This is a genomic window from Niveispirillum irakense DSM 11586, from assembly GCF_000429645.1.
In the GTDB taxonomy this organism is placed as follows: domain Bacteria; phylum Pseudomonadota; class Alphaproteobacteria; order Azospirillales; family Azospirillaceae; genus Niveispirillum; species Niveispirillum irakense.
Map to the genome: position 1 here is coordinate 13,904 of NZ_KE386934.1, position 20,344 is coordinate 34,247.

At 61.7% G+C, this 20,344-nt stretch carries 16 protein-coding genes and 1 tRNA gene; 4 read left to right on the top strand and 13 right to left on the bottom strand.

Features of this window, described 5'->3' with window-relative positions; genetic code table 11:
- Positions 1–7: 7 nt before the first annotated feature.
- The 10 genes from G473_RS0119010 to G473_RS0119055 form a co-directional block, all read right to left on the bottom strand.
- Complete coding sequence (locus tag G473_RS0119010; protein ID WP_029014406.1) at positions 8–1,879, bottom strand: acetyl-CoA hydrolase/transferase C-terminal domain-containing protein; 1,872 nt, start codon at positions 1,877–1,879, stop codon at positions 8–10.
- Between the two features lies 1 nt (position 1,880).
- On the bottom strand, positions 1,881–3,986 hold the full coding sequence (locus tag G473_RS0119015; protein ID WP_035708341.1) for a 3-hydroxyacyl-CoA dehydrogenase NAD-binding domain-containing protein: 2,106 nt from the start codon (positions 3,984–3,986) through the stop codon (positions 1,881–1,883).
- Positions 3,983–5,335, bottom strand: coding sequence for an acetyl-CoA C-acetyltransferase (locus tag G473_RS0119020; RefSeq protein WP_210163367.1), 1,353 nt, complete (start codon positions 5,333–5,335; stop codon positions 3,983–3,985). The genes G473_RS0119015 and G473_RS0119020 overlap by 4 nt, the downstream gene beginning before the upstream one ends.
- Positions 5,335–7,605, bottom strand: coding sequence for an acyl-CoA dehydrogenase (locus G473_RS0119025; RefSeq protein ID WP_029014409.1), 2,271 nt, complete (start codon positions 7,603–7,605; stop codon positions 5,335–5,337). The genes G473_RS0119020 and G473_RS0119025 overlap by 1 nt, the downstream gene beginning before the upstream one ends.
- Positions 7,606–7,673: 68 nt before the next feature.
- On the bottom strand, positions 7,674–8,831 hold the full coding sequence (locus G473_RS0119030) for an MFS transporter (protein ID WP_029014410.1): 1,158 nt from the start codon (positions 8,829–8,831) through the stop codon (positions 7,674–7,676).
- Positions 8,828–10,042 carry an HdeD family acid-resistance protein gene (locus G473_RS27845; RefSeq protein ID WP_210163368.1) on the bottom strand — a complete coding sequence of 405 codons (1,215 nt, stop codon included), beginning with the start codon at positions 10,040–10,042 and terminating at the stop codon, positions 8,828–8,830. The genes G473_RS0119030 and G473_RS27845 overlap by 4 nt, the downstream gene beginning before the upstream one ends.
- 377 nt (positions 10,043–10,419) lie before the next feature.
- A tRNA-Lys gene (locus G473_RS0119040) sits at positions 10,420–10,495 on the bottom strand.
- 118 nt (positions 10,496–10,613) lie between these two features.
- A complete protein-coding gene (coaD, locus tag G473_RS0119045) occupies positions 10,614–11,123 on the bottom strand; it encodes a pantetheine-phosphate adenylyltransferase (RefSeq protein WP_029014411.1) in 510 nt (169 codons plus the stop codon).
- A gap of 92 nt (positions 11,124–11,215) precedes the next feature.
- Positions 11,216–13,966: a DNA gyrase subunit A gene (gene gyrA / locus G473_RS0119050; RefSeq protein WP_035708608.1), complete on the bottom strand. Its 2,751-nt coding sequence runs from the start codon at positions 13,964–13,966 to the stop codon at positions 11,216–11,218.
- 112 nt (positions 13,967–14,078) lie between these two features.
- On the bottom strand, positions 14,079–15,437 hold the full coding sequence (locus tag G473_RS0119055) for an MATE family efflux transporter (RefSeq protein WP_029014413.1): 1,359 nt from the start codon (positions 15,435–15,437) through the stop codon (positions 14,079–14,081).
- Positions 15,438–15,581: 144 nt separating this feature from the next.
- Between G473_RS0119055 and G473_RS30445 the strand changes: the two genes are divergently transcribed.
- A complete protein-coding gene (locus G473_RS30445) occupies positions 15,582–15,773 on the top strand; it encodes a hypothetical protein (protein ID WP_154667481.1) in 192 nt (63 codons plus the stop codon).
- Positions 15,774–15,896: 123 nt separating this feature from the next.
- Complete coding sequence (gene trmFO, locus G473_RS0119060) at positions 15,897–17,249, top strand: methylenetetrahydrofolate--tRNA-(uracil(54)-C(5))-methyltransferase (FADH(2)-oxidizing) TrmFO (RefSeq protein WP_029014414.1); 1,353 nt, start codon at positions 15,897–15,899, stop codon at positions 17,247–17,249.
- 105 nt (positions 17,250–17,354) lie between these two features.
- On the opposite strand, the gene G473_RS27850 is transcribed toward trmFO, so the two are convergent.
- Genes G473_RS27850 through G473_RS30450 form a run of 3 tightly spaced genes read right to left on the bottom strand, consistent with a single transcriptional unit; the run spans position 17,355 to position 18,837 of the window.
- Positions 17,355–17,636, bottom strand: a complete 282-nt coding sequence (locus G473_RS27850; RefSeq protein WP_051330484.1) for a PspC domain-containing protein — start codon at positions 17,634–17,636, stop codon at positions 17,355–17,357.
- A 60-nt stretch (positions 17,637–17,696) separates the two neighbouring features.
- On the bottom strand, positions 17,697–18,371 hold the full coding sequence (locus G473_RS0119070) for a PspA/IM30 family protein (RefSeq protein ID WP_029014415.1): 675 nt from the start codon (positions 18,369–18,371) through the stop codon (positions 17,697–17,699).
- A gap of 55 nt (positions 18,372–18,426) precedes the next feature.
- Entirely contained in the window at positions 18,427–18,837 is a 411-nt protein-coding gene (locus G473_RS30450; RefSeq protein WP_154667482.1) for a hypothetical protein, read from the bottom strand.
- Between G473_RS30450 and G473_RS0119080 the strand changes: the two genes are divergently transcribed.
- On the top strand, positions 18,836–19,798 hold the full coding sequence (locus G473_RS0119080; RefSeq protein ID WP_035708343.1) for a homoserine kinase: 963 nt from the start codon (positions 18,836–18,838) through the stop codon (positions 19,796–19,798). The two genes, G473_RS30450 and G473_RS0119080, sit on opposite strands and share 2 nt — an antisense overlap.
- Positions 19,799–19,803: 5 nt before the next feature.
- Positions 19,804–20,277, top strand: a complete 474-nt coding sequence (gene rnhA / locus G473_RS0119085; protein WP_029014417.1) for a ribonuclease HI — start codon at positions 19,804–19,806, stop codon at positions 20,275–20,277.
- Positions 20,278–20,344 lie beyond the last annotated feature (67 nt).

The window sequence follows — 20,344 nt, forward strand, 5'->3', positions numbered from 1 at the left end:
AGACAGCTTATGGCTTATCTTCATCCTTTACCTGACCTAATGCCCATAACAGCATGGATTGATAGATTTTTTCTTTAAAATCATCAGGCTGGTTAAGTTTCATACGCGACAGGGCGTCAACATGGCCACCCGCATTCTGTTTCGCTGTCAGGGCGGCCAGAACCGTCTTTGCCGCCCCCCATGTCGTTGCCGTCTTTTCCTTCAACACGCCAAGCGCCGGCAACAGTTCCCGCTCCACCGGTGTAAAGTCCGTCCCAAAAGGAAAAGTCTGACAATGGCCGGCATCGCGGGCTGGTCGCAGGGCATGGCTGATCTGGTCGGGATTGTTGCGGTGGGCGGGGCGGTAACCCGCTTCGATCTTCCCCACCTTCTGCGCCTGCTCCAGCAATTCATCCTGAGAGGCGCTATCTGTAATCGCCAGCATCGCATCAATACAATCGCGGTCACTTTTGCCGCGAAGATCGGCGATGCCGTATTCGGTGATGAAGATATCGCGCAGGTGGCGGGGAATGGTGATATGCGGGGCACGGGCCAGGATGCGCGACTGGCGCTGTCCCTTTGATTGCCTTGTGGCGTTAAGGGTGATGATCGACCGCGCACCTTCCAGCGCGAAAGCCTGGGAGACGAAATTATACTGCCCGCCAACGCCCGACACGACACGGCCATCGTCCAGCGTGTCGGAAACGGTTTCGCCCAGCAGCGTCACCATCATCGCACTGTTGACGAAACGGGCATCTGCCCGGTCCCGGCGTTTATCCGCTTCCCCGCCATAAAGCTCATTAACGAAAGAGATGCCGCGCATGGCGAAAAGATCGCGTTCCGCCGCCGGCAGATCGCGCAGAAAACGATAAAAATCCCGGGTTCCGAGGAAGAAGCCCGCATGGAGAACAGCCCCATCCGCTGCCTTGCGCTTCAGGATGCCCGCTTGATAAAGCAGCATGAAACCATCGACGAACATCTCCGTCGCGGCATAAAGTCCAGCCTCAAAAGGCCCGGTTTCCAGCCCCGCCGGCAAGGTGCCGCCATTCAAGGCGGTCAGGGTTTGGCGGAACAGGTCTGGTGCCTGATGGCGCATTATCAGCGCCGCAACGAAGGCATCACCCAGAGAGCCAATGCCGATCTGGATCGTGCCACCATCCTTCACCAGGGAGGCGGCATGGATGCCGATGGCATGGTCAGCAGCGGATACAGGCTGTTTTGGCACCACGAACAGGGACGGCTCCCGCCCCGGCGTATGCAGCACATGGTCGAATTCATCGGCGGACAAGGCCGCCTCGCCCCCCATGAAAGGCAGGTCGGCGCTGACCTCTGCCGTGAGCAGGAAGGGGCGCCCGGCTTTCCGCAGGCTGGAGAGGATATCCAGGGTGATGTCGCTGTTACAGGCGACGCTGTAGCGGGTTTGGCCGTCAGTGTCCTGACAGGCGACCAGTTGCGCCAGGACATTGACGCCCTTATCCAGCAACATCTGGCCAGCATGGGTATAGTTGGCGGAAATATAGTCCTGCTGCACAGCAGGCACCCCCAGCCAGCGACCGGCCATCAGGAAAAATTCGCTGACCCGGATATTGTCCGGCAGGGAGCCATCTCGCAACGCCTCGGCATAGGCCAGCCGCTCGTACCCGCCATAAAGCCGTTCGGCAAACGGCTCTATGAAACGCTTTTCCATGTCGGATGTGCCGACGGGCGGCGCCAGCGTCAAGGCCGTAATGATGTGCAACGATATGGCCGGATCACCCGCTGCGCGGCGATAAAGCGCGTTGGCGATACGGTTGGCCTTGCCCAGTCCCAAGGGCAGCCCCAGCACGATACGCCCATCCAACGTTTGGATGATGCGGTCAGCCAGCCTGTCCGCATCATCATGGATTATAGGGCCGGCCATATCAGGCCCCCAGGCGCAGCCGGGCCCAGCCCTCATCGGGGGTGAAACGGGCACCATGGGTGGCCGCCAGACGATGCAAGGTCGCCTCCACCTCTGCGATACCGCGCTGGCGGGCATAATGAAGGGGACCACCCCGGAAAGGTGCGAAGCCGGTGGCAAAGATCATGGCAGCGTCCACCGTCTCCTCATCCGGGGCCACACCTTCCCGCAGCAGGCGGACACAGGTGTTCAGCACCGGCAGGATCAGACGATCGGCCATATCGGCAGGCGGGGTACCGGCTTCTCCCTTCCTGGGTTTGCCCTTGTCATCATAATCATAAAGGCCCCGGCGGACCTTGCGCCCGATTTCCCCCTTCTTCACCTTGGTTTCCAGCCAGGCGGGAATGTCCGGCACCTCACCGGGGAAGGTTTCACGCAGGGTGCGGGCAACCTCCAGCCCGATGTCCAGGCCGACACGATCAGCCAGTTCGACCGGCCCCATGGGCATGCCGAATTCTTCGGCCGCACGGTCGATCACCTCCTTCTTCACGCCTTCATCCATCAGCAAGAAGGCTTCCACCAGATAAGGCGTCAGCGCGCGGTTGACGAGGAAGCCGGGCGCACTTTTCACCGCAGCCGGCAAACGCCCGATATCGCCACAAAAGGCCGCCGCCCGTTGCACAACATCTGGGGCGGTTCCGTCATGGGCGACGATCTCCACCAGTTCCATCTTCGTGACGGGATTGAAGAAATGGATACCGACCAGTTGGCCCGGATCCGGCAGCCCGTCACGCAGCATTTCCAAGGGGATGCTGGATGTATTTGTTGCCAGGATGGCGCCCGGCTTCAGGCGCGGCACCAGATCGGCGAATATCTTGCGCTTGATCTCCACCTTTTCGGCTGCCGCCTCGATAATCAGATCGGCACCAGCGACACCATCGCCATTGAAATCCGGGATCAACCGGTCCAGCGCATCCCGCCGGTCGATGCTGGAATGCAGCTTCTTGTCATAAAATTCGGTAGCAATGCCAATGGCCTTGGCCAGCGCTTTGGGGTTCAGGTCGGCCAAGGTCACCCTTTTACCGCGGGCGGCACACCAGGCGGCAATCTCCGCCCCCATGGTGCCGGCACCGATAACATGGACATGGTGAATGTCAGAGACACCCTTGCCCGCTGCGCGCAGACCTTCCCGCAGGAAATAGACCCGGATCAGGTTTTGCGCCGTCTCCCCCGCCAACAAACCGGCAAAGGATGTTATCTCCGCTGCCCGCATGGCGCGGATGTCATCGCCATGCTGTTCCCACAGGTCGATCAGCCGTTGCGGGGCGGGATAATGCCGCGCCGGGGCTCGCTTCTCCACCTCCGCCCGCATGCGCTTTGCAATGATCCGCCGGGCTGGCGCCAGGACCATCAACCGGGATTTAAGGCTGGTGGCTGGCCGCTTCAACGTGCCATCAGCCGCCGCCTTTACCGCGGCCGCCGCATGCCGCTCCTCCACCACCGCATCCACCAGACCCAGGCGCTTGGCCTTGACCGCCGGCACGGATTTGCCGGTCAGCATCATGGTCATGGCGGTTACCGGGTCGATCAAAGCTGGCAGGCGGAGTGTGCCGCCCAGGCCTGGATGCAGGCCCAACAACACTTCCGGGAAGCCCAGCTTCGCGTCCGGCGTGGCGATGCGATAGCGGCACGCCAATGCCAGTTCCAACCCGCCCCCCAGACAATGGCCATGGATCAGCGCGATAGTGGGAAAGGTCAGGCCGGCAAGACGGTCAGTTATGCGGTGCGCCTCCTTCATCCGGGTTTCGATTTCCGCCGCATCGGTGACGCCACGGAAATCCCGGATATCGGCACCGGCGGCAAAACCACCCTTCTTGGCCGACCGGATCACCAAAGCGCGGGGGGACAGGCCAAGGACGCGATCCAACATGGCATCCAGTTCCGCCAGGACGGTCGCCGACAGGGTGTTGGTACCCTCCCCGGCCCTGTCCAGGGTCAGCCATGCCACGCGGTCTTCATCCACCGCCAGACGCCAATGGGTGAGATGGTGCTGAACCGCTGCCGGTCCGGCTTCCCGCTCGCGATCCGCAAGGGCGGCGCGCACGCCTTTTTCCGCTACCTCGATCATACCGCCTCCAGCAGCATGGCGCCGCCCTGACCGCCACCAATACATTCCGTCGCGATGCCGCGTTTGTCGCCGCGGCGGCGCATGGCATTGGCGAGGTGAAGCACGATGCGGCTGCCGCTCGTCCCCACCGGGTGGCCCAGGCTGATGGCCCCGCCATCGACATTCAGCCGCTGATGATCGATACGCCCGAAGGGCTGGACCAGGCCCAGCACATCACGGCAAAAGCCTTCATCCTCCCAGGCTGCCAGACAGGCCAGCACCTGCGCCGCGAAGGCCTCATTCAATTCCCACAGGTCAATATCCTCCCGAACCAGCCCCTGGCGCTGCAGGATCGGCGTGGCGGACATGACCGGCCCCAGCCCCATGATGGACGGGTCCAGGGCCGCCCATTCACTGTCCAGGATGCGGGCGAGCGGCGTCAGCCGGTGGCGCTCCACAGCCGCTTCCGATGCCAGCACCACCCAGCAGGCGCCATCGGTGATCTGGGATGAATTGCCGGGCGTTACCTTGCCATAGGGCCGTTCGAAGGCCGGTTTCAGCCTTCCCAGCTTTTCCATACTGCTATCCGGTCGTACCCCGTCATCCGCCTCATACAGGGTGCCGTCACGGGTGATGGCGGGCACCACCTCTCCCGTCAGGTCGCCCGCCGCCTGGGCGCGCGCCAGCCTCTGGTGGCTTTCCATCGCATAGGCATCCGCTGCTGTGCGGGAAATATTGAACAGATGCGCCAGCACTTCCGCCGTCTGGCCCATATTCAGGCTGGTCACGGGATCGGTCAGCCCCCGTTCCAGCCCGATGACGGGGGACAGGAAATGCGGTCGCAGACCGGCCAATGCCCGCAGACGCTGGCCAACATTTTTGGCCATGGCGAAACGACCGAACCATTCCGTTGCATCACGCCGCAGCACCAGGGGGGCATGGCTCAAGGCTTCTGTGCCGCCCGCCAGGATGAGATCGGCCTTGCCGGCCTGGATGGTGCGGAAAGCGGTGTCGATGGATTGCATGCCGGAGCCGCAATTAATCTGCACCGTGAAGGCGGTCATCTCCTCCCCCATGCCCATGCGCAGGGCCGCCACCCGGGCCGGGTTCATTTCATCCGCCACAACATTGACGCAGCCGAGAATGACCGTATCGAACAGCGTGGGCGCGAAGGGCTGACGCATCAACAGCGGTCGCCCGCATTGCACCGCCAGATCAACCGGGGTGAAGGGACCGGGCCTTCCCTTGGCACGAAGGAAGGGTGTACGCGTCCCATCCACCAGATAAACCGGGCGCCCGACAGATTGCGCATTCTGTTGAAGGGCCAAGGGGTCCAGGGCTGGCATCAAGGCTGTTTCCAGGGGTGCCATTACTCTGCCGCCTCCTGCGTTCGCAGAGACGGATCAGGCCGGTGCTGGCGTGACAGGGGGGAAACCTTTTCCATGGGGAAAGCATCCACCGCCACCACACGGGCACTGGCCGCCTGGGCGGCACGAACCCGCGCCAATTCCTCATCCGTGATGATGCCAGCGCTACGCGCCTCTGCGGCATCCCGGATTTTCGCTTCCTTCATCTTCTTTTCGATCGGGCCGATGCCGACGACAAGACGGAACGCTTCCTCCAGATCGCGGGCCGGATGCTCGTCATGCTCCTCGCCGAGATAAAGGTTCGGGGTCAACCGTTCCCGTTGGGCCGTAGGATGCAGCAGGATTTCCGCCACCTCATTCACCAGCCTGTCGGACGGCGTGGCATAGGGAACACCCGTTGGGAATGCCAGGAAACGCACCAGCCACGCCGCCCACCGCGCCGGCAGGTTGGCCAGCACGCCATCAAAAGCCACGGCGATACGGTCCAGTCCCCGCAGCATCAGGTAATCGACGATGGGAAGGTCTTCTTCCGGACGCCCCTCATCCTCATACCGTTTCAGGACCGCGCCCAGCAGGTAAAGCTCGGCCAGGATGTCACCCATCCGGGCCGACAGCATCTCCTTACGCTTCAGCGCCCCGCCCAGGGTCAGCAGGGAAAGGTCGGATAACAAGGCGAAGGCGGCGGAAAAGCGGGAAAGCTGGCGCCAGTGATGCGGCAAGGCCGCATTATCCGGCACAGGCCCTACCCGGCCACCGGTCCAGCCCCGCCCCAGGGTGCGGAAGGCATTGGTGATGGCGTGGCCGGCATGGGCCCAGAAATTCCGGTCAAAGGCATCCAGCCCCGCATCTGTGTCGGGATCTGACAGGGCCGCCATTTCCTTCAGCATATAGGGGTGGGACCGGATGGCGCCCTGACCGAAGATCATCAGGTTCCGCGTCAGGATATTGGCCCCTTCCACCGTTATGCCGATCGGCACCGACCGGTGCTGGCCGCCCAGATAATTTTTGGGGCCGTCGATGATGGTTTTGCCGCCATGGATATCCATGGCCTTTTCAATCGACCGGCGCATATGCTCGGTCGCGTGATATTTCATGATGGCGGAAAGCACGGAAGGCCGGTGGCCTGCATCCAGCGCCGCCACAGTCAGGCGCCGCGCCGCGTCCACCAGATAGGCATTGGCCGCCAGTTCGGCCAGATGCTCCCGCACCCCCTCGAAATCACCGATGGCGATATTGAACTGGCGGCGAACGCGGGCATAAGCACCCGTCACCCGCGCACACATGGCCGTGGCACCGGCTGATTGGGATGGCAATGAGATGCCGCGACCGGCGGCCAGCGCCGTCATCAGCATCTTCCAGCCCTGGCCGATCTGTTTCTCCCCACCCAAAATCCAATCCAGCGGGATGAAAACATCCTTGCCGTAGAGCGGACCGTTCTGGAAATGGGTGAATTGCGGGATATGACGCTCACCATGGCTGACGCCGGGTGTGCTGGTGGGGATCAGCGCTACGGTGATACCCCGATCCACCCCGCCGCCCAGCAGATTGTCCGGATCGCGCAATTTGAAGGCCAGCCCCATGACGGTAGCGATGGGGCCCAGCGTGATGTACCGCTTATGAAAATTCAGCCGGATGCCCAGCGTCGGCTTTCCCTCGAACATCCCCTGTTCGACAATGCCCATATCGGTCATGGCCGCGGCATCGGACCCCGCATCTTCAGATGTCAGGCCGAAGCAGGGTATTTCCCGCCCATCGGCCAGACGCGGCAGCCAATGGTCTTTTTGCGCCTCGGTGCCGAAATGCAGCAGCAATTCACCGGGCCCTAAGGAGTTGGGCACCATGACGGTGACACCCGCCACCACGCTGGCCGTGGAAATGGTGCGCACCACTTCCGAATGCATGGTGTTGGAAAAACCCAGGCCGCCATACTGCTCCGGGATGATCATGCCGAAGAATTTCTGCTCCCGCATGAAGGACCAAACCTCCGGCGGCAGGTCATGATCTCTCCAGGCGATCTTCCAATCATCGATCATGCCGCAAAGCTGGCGCACCGGCCCATCCATGAAGGCCTGTTCGCGCGCATTCAGCGTCGCTGGCGGCAGGGAGAGCAGCGCGTTCCAATCCGGGTTGCCGGAAAATAGCTCCCCATCCCACCAGACAGTGCCGGCATCAATCGCATCCCGCTCCGTTTCCGATATGGGCGGCATGACGGTGCCTGCCCAACGGAAGATCGGCTTGGTGAGATAATCTCTGCGGAAGGTCTGGAAGGGCATGGCTTTTTCCCGGCAAAATCAACCGGTAAACACCTCTTGCCCCTTAAATGTTCCCCATAAAACGGTAGTCAGGCCCGCCCGCGCCCGATCAATGTAGAGGCTGCAAAGGCCAGACAGGCACCCGCCGCGAAGAAGGCCAGACCATGACGGTACCATTCCATCGCCGTACCGGCCATGACCGGCCCGGCCAGCGCACCGATCCCCCAGACCAGCCCCATGGCAGCATAAATGCCTACCAGCATCGCCCCCTGGAAGCGGCTGCCAACAATGGCCAGCATGATCGTATAGATGCCGACAAAGGCCCCGCCCCACAGGAACAGCAACGTATAGGTCGCCAGCGCATGGCCCAGTGCCAGGGGCCAGGCCAGCGCGCCAGCCGCCGCAATCAGCGCCAGGATGCGGACCAGCAGCACACGGTCCATCTTGTCCCCCAGCCAGCCGATGGGAAGCTGAAGCAGGATGGCCCCCACCATCATGACGGACATGAGTTGTGTGGCTTCTGCCTCCATCCAGCCGAGTTGGGTGGCGTAAATTGCCAGGAAAGACAGACCCGCAGTCTCAATCGCCGCATTCAGCATCACCGCCCCCATGGCAACAGGGGCAAGGCGGATGAAGTAAAGCGGTGTCTCCCGCGCAGGCTTGTCGAAAACAGGGGCCACCACGCGCGGTGAGGCGATCAGCAGTGCCGCCGCCCCGGCAATGATGCTGCCTGCCAGATAAGGCAGGAAGCCACTGGTGCCGATAACCGATAAAAGGCCGGGGCCGGCAGCAAACCCCACCGACAGGGCCGCCGTATAGGCCGCCATGGCACGGGCGCGGGTGGCTTCGGTGCTAAGGCTATTGGTCCAGGTTTCCGACAGCACGAACAGCACTTCCGATGCGGCCCCCAGCAACAGGCGCAGCGGAAACCAGAGCCAGACCAGCGGCAGAAGCGGAAACAGGCTTAAAAGGATGGAAGCCGATAGCAGGGCCAGAATGACCATGACACGGATGCCAACCCGCGATACCAGCCGGGGCAGCAGAAACGCCATGATCAGCACCCCGATTGCGTGCATGGCCGCGTTGGCACCGATCAGGCTTTCCGACAGGTCGCGCCGCGCCAGGTCCAGCGCGATAAGGGTGGCGGACAGGCTGTAGGTCAGCCCGAACATCATCGCCACCACAATGACAGCCGCCCGCGACAAAAGACCGGGCGGCATTTGCGTTGCGGGTTGGGCTGGGGTCATGATGTCTGGACCTTACTGTCATCATCAGGGGACGAAGGCAGGTTTGCCGCCCGCCTGGCGCGCAACGCCGCCAAAAAACCGCGCAGGCGTCGGCCCCAGGGGGCTTCACGGCGATCCACAATGCGGCCCAGCACGCGGGCATAATCCAGGATGAAGCCTGGCGTCCAGGTCATGGATTCCGCGCGCCCCCGGACCAGGGCCGCCAGCCATAAATCCGGATCAGCCAGCAATCGCAGCAGACGCAGCCAGGGGTAACGGCCAGCCAGTGCCCCTTCCAGGGCCGCTTCCAGCCCTGCTGCCACCACCACGGCGCAATTCCGGTTGGTCACGTTATAAGTATCGCTCTGACGATAACCGGCCCAGAAGGCGCGCAGCCGGCGCGGGTTGTAGCGATGGATGCGTAACTGCACATCCGGGGGGCACCAATCCGCCACCTCCAACGCCAGGGATGGGACGAACCGTCCCTTCACATCATTGCGGGGATCGGCATTCAGCGCCTGGATGAAATCGTCACTGGATCGTTCAATCTCCTCAGCCGGGTAATGGCTGATATAGAGATCCGGGGCCATTTCCAACGCAGCATGGCCTGTGGAAATAGCGCCATTGGCATCCACCGCCGCGACATATCTGTCGATCACCAGCCGGCGGGAGGTGACATTGGCAGACCCGACCGGCGTCCAGATATGCAGCAGCAAAGGCGGATCATCAATATTACGTGGCGGGTCCGCCCCAATCAGGATCGGCGCATGATCATGCCAGCCGCGCCCTGCAAAGATCGGCAGCATCAGGATGGCCACCTCTTCTTCCAGGTTTCGCAGCATGAACCCCATGCGCAGCATCATCCAGCCTGACAAGCCGATAAACAGGCCGATACCCAGCGTAATGTTGCCTGTATGAGAGAGCGGCCATTGCAGCAACAAGCACAAGGCGGCCACCAACTCCGCAGCGCCATAAGAAGCGGAATATCGCCATCGCGGAAAACGGAAGATCGACGCGATGAAGATGCGCACTACCCCATCAGTCGCGAAACCCAAGGCGACGATCAAGGACAGCACCCATTCGCTATGGAATGGGGAGAACAGCATCACCCCACCGGAGAACAGCGCCAGGCTGGCACGCAGTACCTTTACCCGCCGTTCTGCCCGGTCAGCCGCTACCAATATCGGAACCACGGAAACCAGCCCGTAGAACAGGACCAATAAGCCCGTCAAACGGTCTGTGAAGCCTGATGGTCCGGAAATGGCGTCCAGCACGGCCAATCCCGCAACCCCTATCAGGGCCACCCCAACCAAAGACAGGACATACCATCGAGCCCGGAATGCCTCGGGGCCGATGAGCAGGAAGGCGAGTTTCAGCATATAAAGACGGTTCGCAATTATTCAGCGACCCGAATTACATACCATCTGCTGTCTAGGTTGCGCCATGTGTGTATATGGACCCGCATCCAGCAGATCGAAATCCATTCAGAATTTTCTGAAAGGATTAATATCAGAATGACTATCTGGAAAATTTAACCGGCTCTCTCAAGCCAACAGCACCGTTTTCGTAAACCTGATTTAAATCCAAGGTCTTTACGGCTGCTGTTCGATGGTGATCCCGGTGGGATTCGAACCCACGACCCCATGATTAAAAGTCACGTGCTCTACCGACTGAGCTACGGGATCGACCAGCGAAGTGGCGCGCACCATAGGCGGGAGGATGGGACACGTCAATAATGAGATTGCCTAATCCGCCCTGCGTTCCGGGAAACGCACCATCCCGCACGCAACCCCTTCACAAAGCTTATGCTTTTTCGGCAGCAAAACGATTCGCAAGGCTGGCCGCCACGCGGGGGCTGACGAAATGGGAGATATCGCCCCCCAACCGGCCAATCTCTTTCACGAAGCGGGAGGAGATGAACTGGTGGCGATCAGACGCCATGAGGAACACTGTGTCCACGGCCGGGTTCAACCGGGCATTCATCCCGGCCATCTGGAATTCATATTCGAAATCCGATACGGCCCGCAGGCCCCGGATGATGACGCTGGCCCCGCATTGCGTGGCGAAATTCATCAGCAACTGGTCGAAGGACCGCACCTCGACGCTGATCCCCTGCTTGATCAGGCTTTGCAGTTCACCTGACACCAGTTCTACCCGTTCAGCGGCGGAATAGAGCGGCCCCTTGCCGGCATTGCTGGCCACGCCGATGATCAGATGATCGACCATCCGGGCCGCCCGCTGGATGATGTCGAAATGGCCGTTGGTGATGGGGTCGAACGTCCCCGGGTAAACACCGATGCGCGATCCCGCCATGATCTCTCTTCCCTTGGCCCCCCGCGGTTCCAGCCGCGGCTTATATCAGAATAAAAAGCCGGCCCTTGATGGGCCGGCTTGTTTCACACCGTTTATGACGGCTCCTGACCCGTTTCCGGCACAGCGACATCGTCGCCATTCTCCGGCTCCTCCGTGCCGTCATCTTCCAGACGGGCAACAGAGACGACCCGTTCCTCTCCATTCAGACGGAACAGGGTGACCCCCTTGCTCTTACGGCCGGTCAGGCGAATATCATGCACGGGCATGCGGATCACCTGACCGGAGTCGCTGACCATCATCAACTGATCGCTATCATTGATGGGGAACACGGCAGCAATCGCCTTGTTGCGGTCGCCCATATCCATGTTCCAGATGCCCTGGCCGCCGCGACCGGTCAGCCGGTATTCATAAGCCGAGCTGCGCTTGCCGAACCCTTGTTCGGAAACGATCAGGATGAACTGCTCGCGCGCCTGCATCTCGGCGAATTTCTCATCCGACAGGGCTTCTCCCCCTTCAGCGGATTCGGTTTCGACATCGGCGCTGTCGTCCCCTTCTTCCCCTTCCAGGCGACGCAATTCACGCGACCGCTTCAGGTAGGCATCCCGCTCCTCCGCCGTATAGTCGGTATGATGCAGGATCGACATGCCGATCACTTCATCACCCTCTGCCAGACGAATGCCGCGCACGCCGGTAGAGGTGCGACCACTGAACACGCGGACTTCTGCCACGTCAAAGCGGATGCAGCGTCCCAGACGGGTGGAGATCAGCACATCGTCCATTTCACCGCAGGTGCGGACCGCGATCAGCCGCTCTCCCTCTTCCTCCAGCTTCATGGCGATCAGGCCATTGGCACGGATATTCTGGAAGTCGGACAGTTTGTTACGGCGGATGCCGCCCCGGCTGGTGGCAAAGACGATCTGCAGGCTATCCCAGCTCGTCTCATCCTCCGGCATGGGCATGACGGTGGAGATGGTCTCCCCCTCCTCCAGCGGCAGCAGGTTGACCAGGGCCTTGCCGCGGGTCTGTGGCGTACCCTGGGGCAGACGCCACACTTTCAGCTTATGGACAATGCCCCGGCTGGTGAAGAACAGCATGGGCGTATGGGTATTGGCGACGAACAGATCGGAGACCGTATCCTCCGCCTTCAAGTTCATACCGGAGCGGCCTTTGCCACCACGGGCCTGGGCACGGTATGTTGATACCGGCACGCGCTTGATATAGCCGCCCTGGGTAACAATGACGACCATATCCTCGCGCTGGATCAGGTCTTCGATATCGCTCTCGAACTCCGAATCTTCGATCGTCGTGCGGCGCGGTGTGGCGAAGCGGGCCTTCATCTCCCCCAACTCGTTGCGCAGGATATCCAGCAGCAACGAACGGTCGGACAGGACGGCCAGGAAATGCTTGATCTGATCGGTAACGCCGGTCAGTTCCTCGCCGATTTTGTCGCGTTCCAGCCCGGTCAGGCGATGCAGGCGCAGGTCCAGGATGGCGCGGGCCTGGATTTCCGACAGCTTGTAAGTGCCAGCGTCAGAAATGCCACGGCCCGGCTCGTCGATCAGGGCGATCAGCGGTGCCACGTCATGGGCAGGCCAATCATGCGCCATCATCTGCTCACGCGCCGTCTGCGGATCGGGCGCGTTGCGGATCAGGGCGATCATGTCGTCGATATTGGCGACGGCCACGGCCAGACCGACCAAGGTATGGGCGCGTTCACGCGCCTTGCCCAGTTCAAATTCGGTCCGGCGGGTGATGACCTGTTCGCGGAAACGGACAAAGGCGGCAATGATGGCCTGCAGGTCCATCAACTCCGGTCGGCCGCCATTCAGCGCCAGCATATTGACGCCGAAACTGGTCTGCAGCGCCGTGTGCCGGTAAAGCTGCGCCAGCACCACGTCAGGCACGGCATCACGCTTCAGTTCCACCACCACGCGCACGCCGTCGCGGTCGGATTCGTCGCGAACGTCGCTGATACCCTCAACCAGCTTTTCATTCACGCATTCAGCAATGCGTTCCAGCAGCTTGGCCTTATTGACCTGGAAGGGAATCTCGGTGGCGACGATGGCCCAGCGATCCTTGCGGATCTCCTCCACCTCCGTCCGGGCGCGCATGATCACGCTGCCACGGCCGGTATGGAAGGCGGAACGGATGCCGGACCGACCGAGAATCAGCGCGCCGGTCGGGAAATCCGGGCCGGGCACAATCTCCATCAGTTCTTCGATGGAGATGTCGGGATTTTCGATATAGGCGATACAGGCGTCGATCACCTCCCCCAGATTATGGGGGGGGATGTTGGTCGCCATGCCCACCGCGATACCACCGGCGCCATTGACCAGCAGATTGGGGAACTTGGCTGGCAGAACCGTCGGCTCTTCCAGTGATTCGTCGTAGTTGGCCTGGAAATCGACCGTTTCCTTGTCGATATCATCCAGCATGAATTCCGCCACCTTGGCGAGACGCGCCTCGGTGTAACGCATGGCCGCCGCAGCGTCGCCGTCCATGGAACCGTAGTTGCCCTGGCCATCGACCAGGGGGAGGCGCATGGAAAAATCCTGCGCCATGCGGACCATGGCGTCATAAATCGCGCTGTCGCCGTGCGGATGGTATTTACCCATCACGTCACCGACGATACGCGCCGACTTCTTATAGGGTTTGGTGCTGTCGTAGCCGCCTTCCTTCATGGCGTAAAGGATGCGGCGATGCACCGGTTTCAACCCATCGCGAACATCCGGCAGCGCACGGCTGACAATCACGCTCATGGCGTAATCGAGGTACGAACGCCGCATCTCATCTTCGATGGTGATGGGCGAGATATCGGACGGCAGAGCGGGCGAAGAAGTCACCGAGCGGAACTCGTCATTACGGGGCGGAAAACGAAGCCGCCGGCCAAACCGGCGGCAGGCAGCCCTTGTAGCATCATTCGCGGATGCGAACAATCAAAGGGCCACCTCCCCCTCAAGCCCGGCGCGAAAGCCACCAGAAACGCAGGCTGAGAACGGCGACGGAGAAGAGGCTGGCGATGAAGATTGCCTCGAACAGGCCCATCACACCCCGCCCCAGCGGCACAGCCAAGGCCCACCCCAGGGGAATCATGATCAGGTAATAGCTGATGACATGAAGGATGGTCGGCATCCAGGTATCGCTGCGCCCCCGCAGCGCCTGGGCCATCACCACCTGTCCCCCATCGGCCACCAGCAGCCAGGCGCTGAAAGCAATCAGCGGGGCTGTCACCAGCACCAGGGCGGCATCATTGGTGAACTGGCTGGCAATCCAGGTCGGTGCCCCCAGGAAGAAGGCCCCGACGAGGCAGAGGATGAAACTGGTAACCCCCAGACCGGTCCAGCCGGCCAGCACCATTTCCTGCCGGTCACCAGCACCATAGGCGTTGCCGACCCGTACCGCCGTGCCTGAAGCCAGCCCCAAGGCGCACATAAAGGGCAAGGCAATCAGGTTCAGCCCGATTGTGTAGGCCCCCACGGCATCGCTGCCCAACCAACCAGCGAACAGACCCAGCGCCGCAAAGGCTGAGCCTTCCACCATGTTGGACATGCCACCGGCATAGCCGATGCGCCGCTGCCCCCCTGTGCCAGACCACCAGCCCTTGAAGGTACCCCGTACACCCCATTGGTCTCGCAGAGGGTGGTTCCAGACGTAATAGATCAGCCCGATGGCTGCCAGCCAGCGCAGGATGGTGGTGGAACAGGCTGCCCCCGCCGCCCCCAGCGGCGGCAAACCGAAATGCCCCCAGACGAACACCCAGTTCAGCCCGACATTCAGCACATTGCCGATGATCATGGCGACCATGCCGGGGATGGGCCGCTTCAACCCTTCCAGATAAAGGGTGGTGGCAAAGTGAAGGGCAGCCGCCGGCATACCCAAGGCGATGATCATCATCACCTTGCCCGCCCCCGCCGCCAGATCCGGCGCCTGTCCCGTCAACAACAGGAACTGTTCACCCAGCAGGCATAGCACCGCCACGCCAGCTCCCAGCAGAAAGGCATAGGGCAAAGCACGGCGCCAGATGCCGCCGGTTTCCCCGGTGGCGCCGCGTCCCACCTGCTGCGCCGTCATCACCACGACGCCCAGCATCAACCCAACCAGCACGCCAACCATCACATTGACCGGCGTGTTGCCCAGCCCGTAATAGGCGAGTTCCTGCGCCCCGAAACGCCCGACCATGATGGTATCCACCAGCGCCATCATGATGATGCCGGTGCGGGCGATGATGACAGGGATGGAGAGGCGGACCAGATCGCTCACATGGCGGCGGATGGTGCCAAGGGACGTTTGGTGAGTGGGGTTAGCTGGCAACATATCAACACGAAATTCCGAAAGATGAATGCATCCCATATCGGAACTGTTGCGATATTGCCATCCGAAATCCGTCTGTCCGACGGAACGCCCGCCCTCCCTTCCCGTTCAAAGAAAGACAGCACGGAACCGCAGAGGAAAAAGATCATGGGTATCGTTCCCCCGCTTCCCGGTACGCCCGACCCCGGCAACACGGAAATGCCACCGCCGCCGGAACAGCCGATTCCCGGCCCCAGCAACCCGGGCGAATTGCCACCGGATGTGCAGGAACCCGACGTCCCCACGCCACCGGGCCCAAAGGAACCACCGAAACCCCCTTCCCCCCATCCGGCCCTTTGACAGGGTGACACCCCCCAAGGCGGTGGTGCTTCAAGGCACTACCGCTTTTTTTGTCCTTAAGGCACAGGGCTATGCAGAGGCGGCGCTTGACGGCGGGCGACCCGCGGGCCAAACCCTGCACCCATGACACAGCACAGCCCCATCCATGTGATCGGCGGCGGTATGGCAGGCAGCGAGGCGGCCTGGCAGATCGCGCAAGCCGGTATCCCCGTGATCCTGCACGAAATGCGCCCCGTGGTGAAAACGGATGCGCACCAGACGGAGCATCTGGCCGAACTGGTCTGCTCCAACTCCTTCCGGTCTGACGATGCGGAATATAACGCCGTCGGGCTGCTGCATGAGGAGATGCGCCGCTGCGGGTCGCTGATCATGGCCGCCGCCGACGAGCATAAGGTGCCGGCCGGCGGCGCGCTTGCAGTGGATCGCGATCATTTCGCCGCCAAGGTGACGGAAAAGCTGACCACTCACCCCCTGGTGACGCTGGAGCGCGGCGAGGTTGCCGGCCTGCCCCCGGAAGAATGGGACAATGTGGTGGTGGCCACCGGCCCGCTGACCAGCATGAAGCTGGCGGAAGCCATCCGCGCCTTTACCGGCGAGGAGCAGTTGAGCTTTTTCGACGCCATCGCCCCCATCGTGCATACGGACAGCATCGACCTGTCCAAGGCCTGGTTCCAGTCGCGCTATGACAAGGTCGGCCCGGGCGGTACGGGCAAGGATTATATCAACTGCGCCATGGACAAGGAGCAGTACGAAGCCTTCATCCAGGCCCTGATTGATGGCGAGAAGGGCGACTTCAAGGAATGGGAAAAGAACACGCCCTATTTCGAGGGCTGCCTGCCGATCGAGGTGATGGCCGAACGCGGCGTGGATACGCTGCGCTATGGCCCGATGAAGCCGGTGGGCCTGACCAACCCGCATACGGGCAAGCGCCCCTATGCTGTGGTGCAGTTGCGCCAGGATAATGCGCTGGGCACGCTGTATAATCTGGTCGGGTTCCAGACTAAGCTGAAATATGCCGAACAGGTGCGGGTCTTCCGCATGATCCCGGGCCTGGAGAATGCGGAATTTGCCCGTCTGGGCGGGCTGCACCGCAATACCTTTATCAATTCTCCGCGTCTGCTGGATGGGGCGCTGCGCCTGAAATCCATGCCGCGCCTGCGTTTTGCCGGTCAGATCACGGGCTGCGAGGGCTATGTGGAGAGTGCAGCCGTGGGTCTGCTGGCCGGCCGCTTCGCCGTTGCCGACCGCACAGGCGCCACGCCCTCCACCCCGCCACGGACCACGGCGCTGGGTGCCTTGCTTGCCCACATTACCGGAGGCGCGGAGGCGGAGACTTTCCAGCCGATGAATGTGAATTTCGGCCTGTTCCCGCCGGTAACAGAGCGCCAGCCCAATGGCAAGGAACTGCACGGCAAGGACCGCAAGCTGGCCTACAGCCGTCGTGCGCTGACCGATCTGACAGGATGGCTGGGGTAAAAGACCGCCAATGCCGCAAGGGGTATCGGTCATTCTGATCCGACACCCCTTATAAATAGGGATACGGGGCCCCCCACCAGGAGGCCCCGTTCCTTTTAGGGAAGATTACCGGCGATACGGCTCATAATCCGGGCCGAAAGCGCGCTGATAGCGGTCATAGCGGGCCACCGGACGACGCGACAGCACCATGGCGGCGATGAAGTAGGCGATCAGGGTCGGGCCGGTCAGGAAGATCAGGCCCAGCACCGCAATCATGCGGGCAACCCAGGTCTTGATCCCGACCCATTCGGCAAAGCCGGCGCACACGCCACAGACCATGCCGTTGATGCTGTCCTTATAGAGCTTGTGGCTACGCACATTGTGGGCGAAGCGGTCGAAGCGGCTCATCTCTCTTGTCTCCTTATCACAGGGTCATAGCTTCGGTCGCCTGTCCGGCGCCAGGGCGGTTCAGTCCGGCCGGGAACGGTCGGCCATCCGGCGCTTCAGCGCCTCCAGCTCGTCATTGACCTTCCCGTCATTCTCCAGCGCGGCGATTTCCTCCGACAAGGTGCGGGGGCGCCCCATGGTCAGGGCATCACCGGCCGCTTCCACCTTGTCGATCGTGCGGTCAACCTCATCACAGCGGGCCAGGGCCTCGTCCAGCCGGCCGTCGTAAAGCGCGCTGCGCGCCTTCAGCCGATCCACCGCACCCCGGTAGCGGGAAGCCAGAACACGGCGGCGGGCATGGGCCTCGGCCAGCTTCTCCTCCAGACTATGCGCATCAGCCTTCATGCTGCTGATCGCCTTATCCAGCGCCTCAACCTCACGATTGGTGGGCTCTGCGGCGCGGCGGATCTGTTCCCTGGCGGCCAGCGCGGCGCGGGCCAGATCTTCGCGCCCATGGGTCAGGGCCGTTTCAGCTTTGCGCTCCCAGTCCAGCATCTCGAACTCGGCCTCCCGCCAGTTGGCGGACAGTTCCTTACGTTCAGCGATCATCCGGACGGTGGCGCAACGCAGGTCGGACAGCGTGTCCTCCATCTCCCGGATGGCCTGGTTCAAGGTATGTTCGGGGTCTTCCGCCCGGTCCAGCAGGCTGGACAGATTGGCATTGATGACATCACCGATACGGTCGATCAGGCCCATGTCCAAAACTCCTTGCGCGATATCCAGGCAAAACAGCGACTTAACAAGTTCGGCGTCAGACGACGCTGGCCAGCGCCGCCACCAGCAACAAAGCCCAGCTCAGGACGGGGATCATCTCCATCAGGCCTTCGACAGTGGTGTCGTTGCTGGGATTGCGGCGGAGGAAGGTGGCGGTGCTCATTTTAGTGCTCCATCGGGGCGTTTTGCGGCGGCCGGTGTGGCCATGCACCAGTAAACGCAACAGGCGTGCCAAGTTAATAAAACGGCGGAAATCCGCCAGTTCTCTATCAGGCAACGCAAAGAGCGGGCCGGGATGTTGGTCATTTAGGCGATCAAATCGCCAATTTCGCCAATTTTGAAAAATGACAAACAACAGCTTGCCTGAAGCCCCGCTCGATCCACCGGCCTTTCCCTTCGCTGGAAGATTGACCAGGGTGCCGGAACCGGTTACGCAAGGACCCATCATGGCCGTCTATACCGAAGTATCCGATGAGGATGTCCGCGCCTTCGTGACCCAGTATGATCTGGGTGACGTGATTTCCTGTAAGGGGATCGCGGAGGGGGTGGAGAACTCCAACTTCCTGCTGGTCACTGACCAGGGCCCGCATATCCTGACCCTTTATGAGAAGCGGGTCGATCCGGCTGATCTGCCGTTTTTTCTCGGCCTGATGGACCATCTGGCTGCGCGCGGCCTATCCTGCCCACAGCCTGTTGCCGGACGCGACGGCGTGGCGTTACGGGAACTGTGCGGCCGTCCCGCCGTACTGGTCACGTTCCTGAAAGGCATGTGGCCCCGGCGCATCCAGACCGACCATTGTGCGGCCTTGGGTGAGGGGCTGGCGCGGCTGCATATGGCTGGCGACGGCTTCACCCTGACCCGGCGCAACGCCCTGTCTGTCGAGGGCTGGCGGCCCCTGCTGGAAGCCAGCAGCGCCCGCGCGGATGAGGTGAAGCCCGGCCTTGCCGATATGCTGGCGACTGAACTGGCCTATCTGGAAAAGCACTGGCCGCAGGATGGCCTGCCGGCTGGCATCATCCATGCCGATCTCTTCCCGGATAATGTGTTTTTCCAGAATAACAAACTGTCCGGCCTGATTGATTTCTATTTCGCCTGCAATGACCTGCTGGCCTATGACGTGGCGATCTGCCTGAACGCCTGGTGTTTTGAGGCGGACGGCGCCTTCAATGTCACCAAGGCGCGGGCCCTGCTGGCCAATTATGACCGGATCCGCCCGCTGACCCCGCAGGAGCGGGAAGCATTGCCCCTGCTGGCGCGTGGCAGCGCCATGCGGTTCCTCCTGACCCGGCTTTACGACTGGTTGAACACGCCGCCAGGCGCGATGGTGAAACGCAAAGATCCGCTGGAATATCTGCACAAGCTGCGCTTCCATGCGCAGGTGCGCACGGTGAATGATTACGGATTCTGACAGCAATGACCGATAGCGCCAGCGACGATAACAGCGTCGATATTTTCACCGATGGCGCCTGCTCCGGCAATCCGGGGCCGGGCGGATGGGGCGCCATCCTGCGCTGGCGCGGGGTGGAAAAGGAATTCAAGGGCGGGGAACTCCACACCACCAACAACCGGATGGAACTGCTGGCCGCGATCAGCGCCCTGGAAGCGTTGAAACGCCCCCTGCCCGTCCGGCTCCATACCGACAGCCAATATGTGAAAAACGGGATAACCACCTGGATTCATGGCTGGAAGAAGAATGGCTGGCGCACCGCCAGCAAAGACCCGGTGAAGAATGATGATCTCTGGCGCCGGCTGGATGAGTTGGTCAGCCGTCATCAGGTGGAATTCCACTGGGTGAAAGGCCATGCCGGCCACCCGGAGAATGAACGCGCAGACCAACTGGCCCGCGATGGGCTGCGTGAGGCGCGGGAAGCCGACGCAGCGGTTTAGCAAAGCGTTGGCACCCTTTATCCCAATCGGTATTTATCCCAATCGGTCAATGTTTCCTAAACTTCCG

What these genes read in the sequence shown, in the direction of transcription:
- G473_RS27850 (WP_051330484.1), bottom strand. Translation starts at nt 17,636, where the DNA reads ATGAGCCGCTTCGACCGCTTCGCCCACAATGTGCGTAGCCACAAGCTC.
- G473_RS0119070 (WP_029014415.1), bottom strand. Translation starts at nt 18,371, where the DNA reads ATGGGCCTGATCGACCGTATCGGTGATGTCATCAATGCCAATCTGTCC.
- G473_RS0119010 (WP_029014406.1), bottom strand. Translation starts at nt 1,879, where the DNA reads ATGGCCGGCCCTATAATCCATGATGATGCGGACAGGCTGGCTGACCGC.
- G473_RS0119080 (WP_035708343.1), top strand. Translation starts at nt 18,836, where the DNA reads ATGGCCGTCTATACCGAAGTATCCGATGAGGATGTCCGCGCCTTCGTG.
- G473_RS0119055 (WP_029014413.1), bottom strand. Translation starts at nt 15,437, where the DNA reads ATGTTGCCAGCTAACCCCACTCACCAAACGTCCCTTGGCACCATCCGC.
- G473_RS0119030 (WP_029014410.1), bottom strand. Translation starts at nt 8,831, where the DNA reads ATGACCCCAGCCCAACCCGCAACGCAAATGCCGCCCGGTCTTTTGTCG.
- G473_RS0119020 (WP_210163367.1), bottom strand. Translation starts at nt 5,335, where the DNA reads ATGGCACCCCTGGAAACAGCCTTGATGCCAGCCCTGGACCCCTTGGCC.
- coaD (WP_029014411.1), bottom strand. Translation starts at nt 11,123, where the DNA reads ATGGCGGGATCGCGCATCGGTGTTTACCCGGGGACGTTCGACCCCATC.
- trmFO (WP_029014414.1), top strand. Translation starts at nt 15,897, where the DNA reads ATGACACAGCACAGCCCCATCCATGTGATCGGCGGCGGTATGGCAGGC.
- rnhA (WP_029014417.1), top strand. Translation starts at nt 19,804, where the DNA reads ATGACCGATAGCGCCAGCGACGATAACAGCGTCGATATTTTCACCGAT.
- G473_RS30450 (WP_154667482.1), bottom strand. Translation starts at nt 18,837, where the DNA reads ATGATGGGTCCTTGCGTAACCGGTTCCGGCACCCTGGTCAATCTTCCA.
- G473_RS30445 (WP_154667481.1), top strand. Translation starts at nt 15,582, where the DNA reads ATGGGTATCGTTCCCCCGCTTCCCGGTACGCCCGACCCCGGCAACACG.
- G473_RS0119025 (WP_029014409.1), bottom strand. Translation starts at nt 7,605, where the DNA reads ATGCCCTTCCAGACCTTCCGCAGAGATTATCTCACCAAGCCGATCTTC.
- G473_RS0119015 (WP_035708341.1), bottom strand. Translation starts at nt 3,986, where the DNA reads ATGATCGAGGTAGCGGAAAAAGGCGTGCGCGCCGCCCTTGCGGATCGC.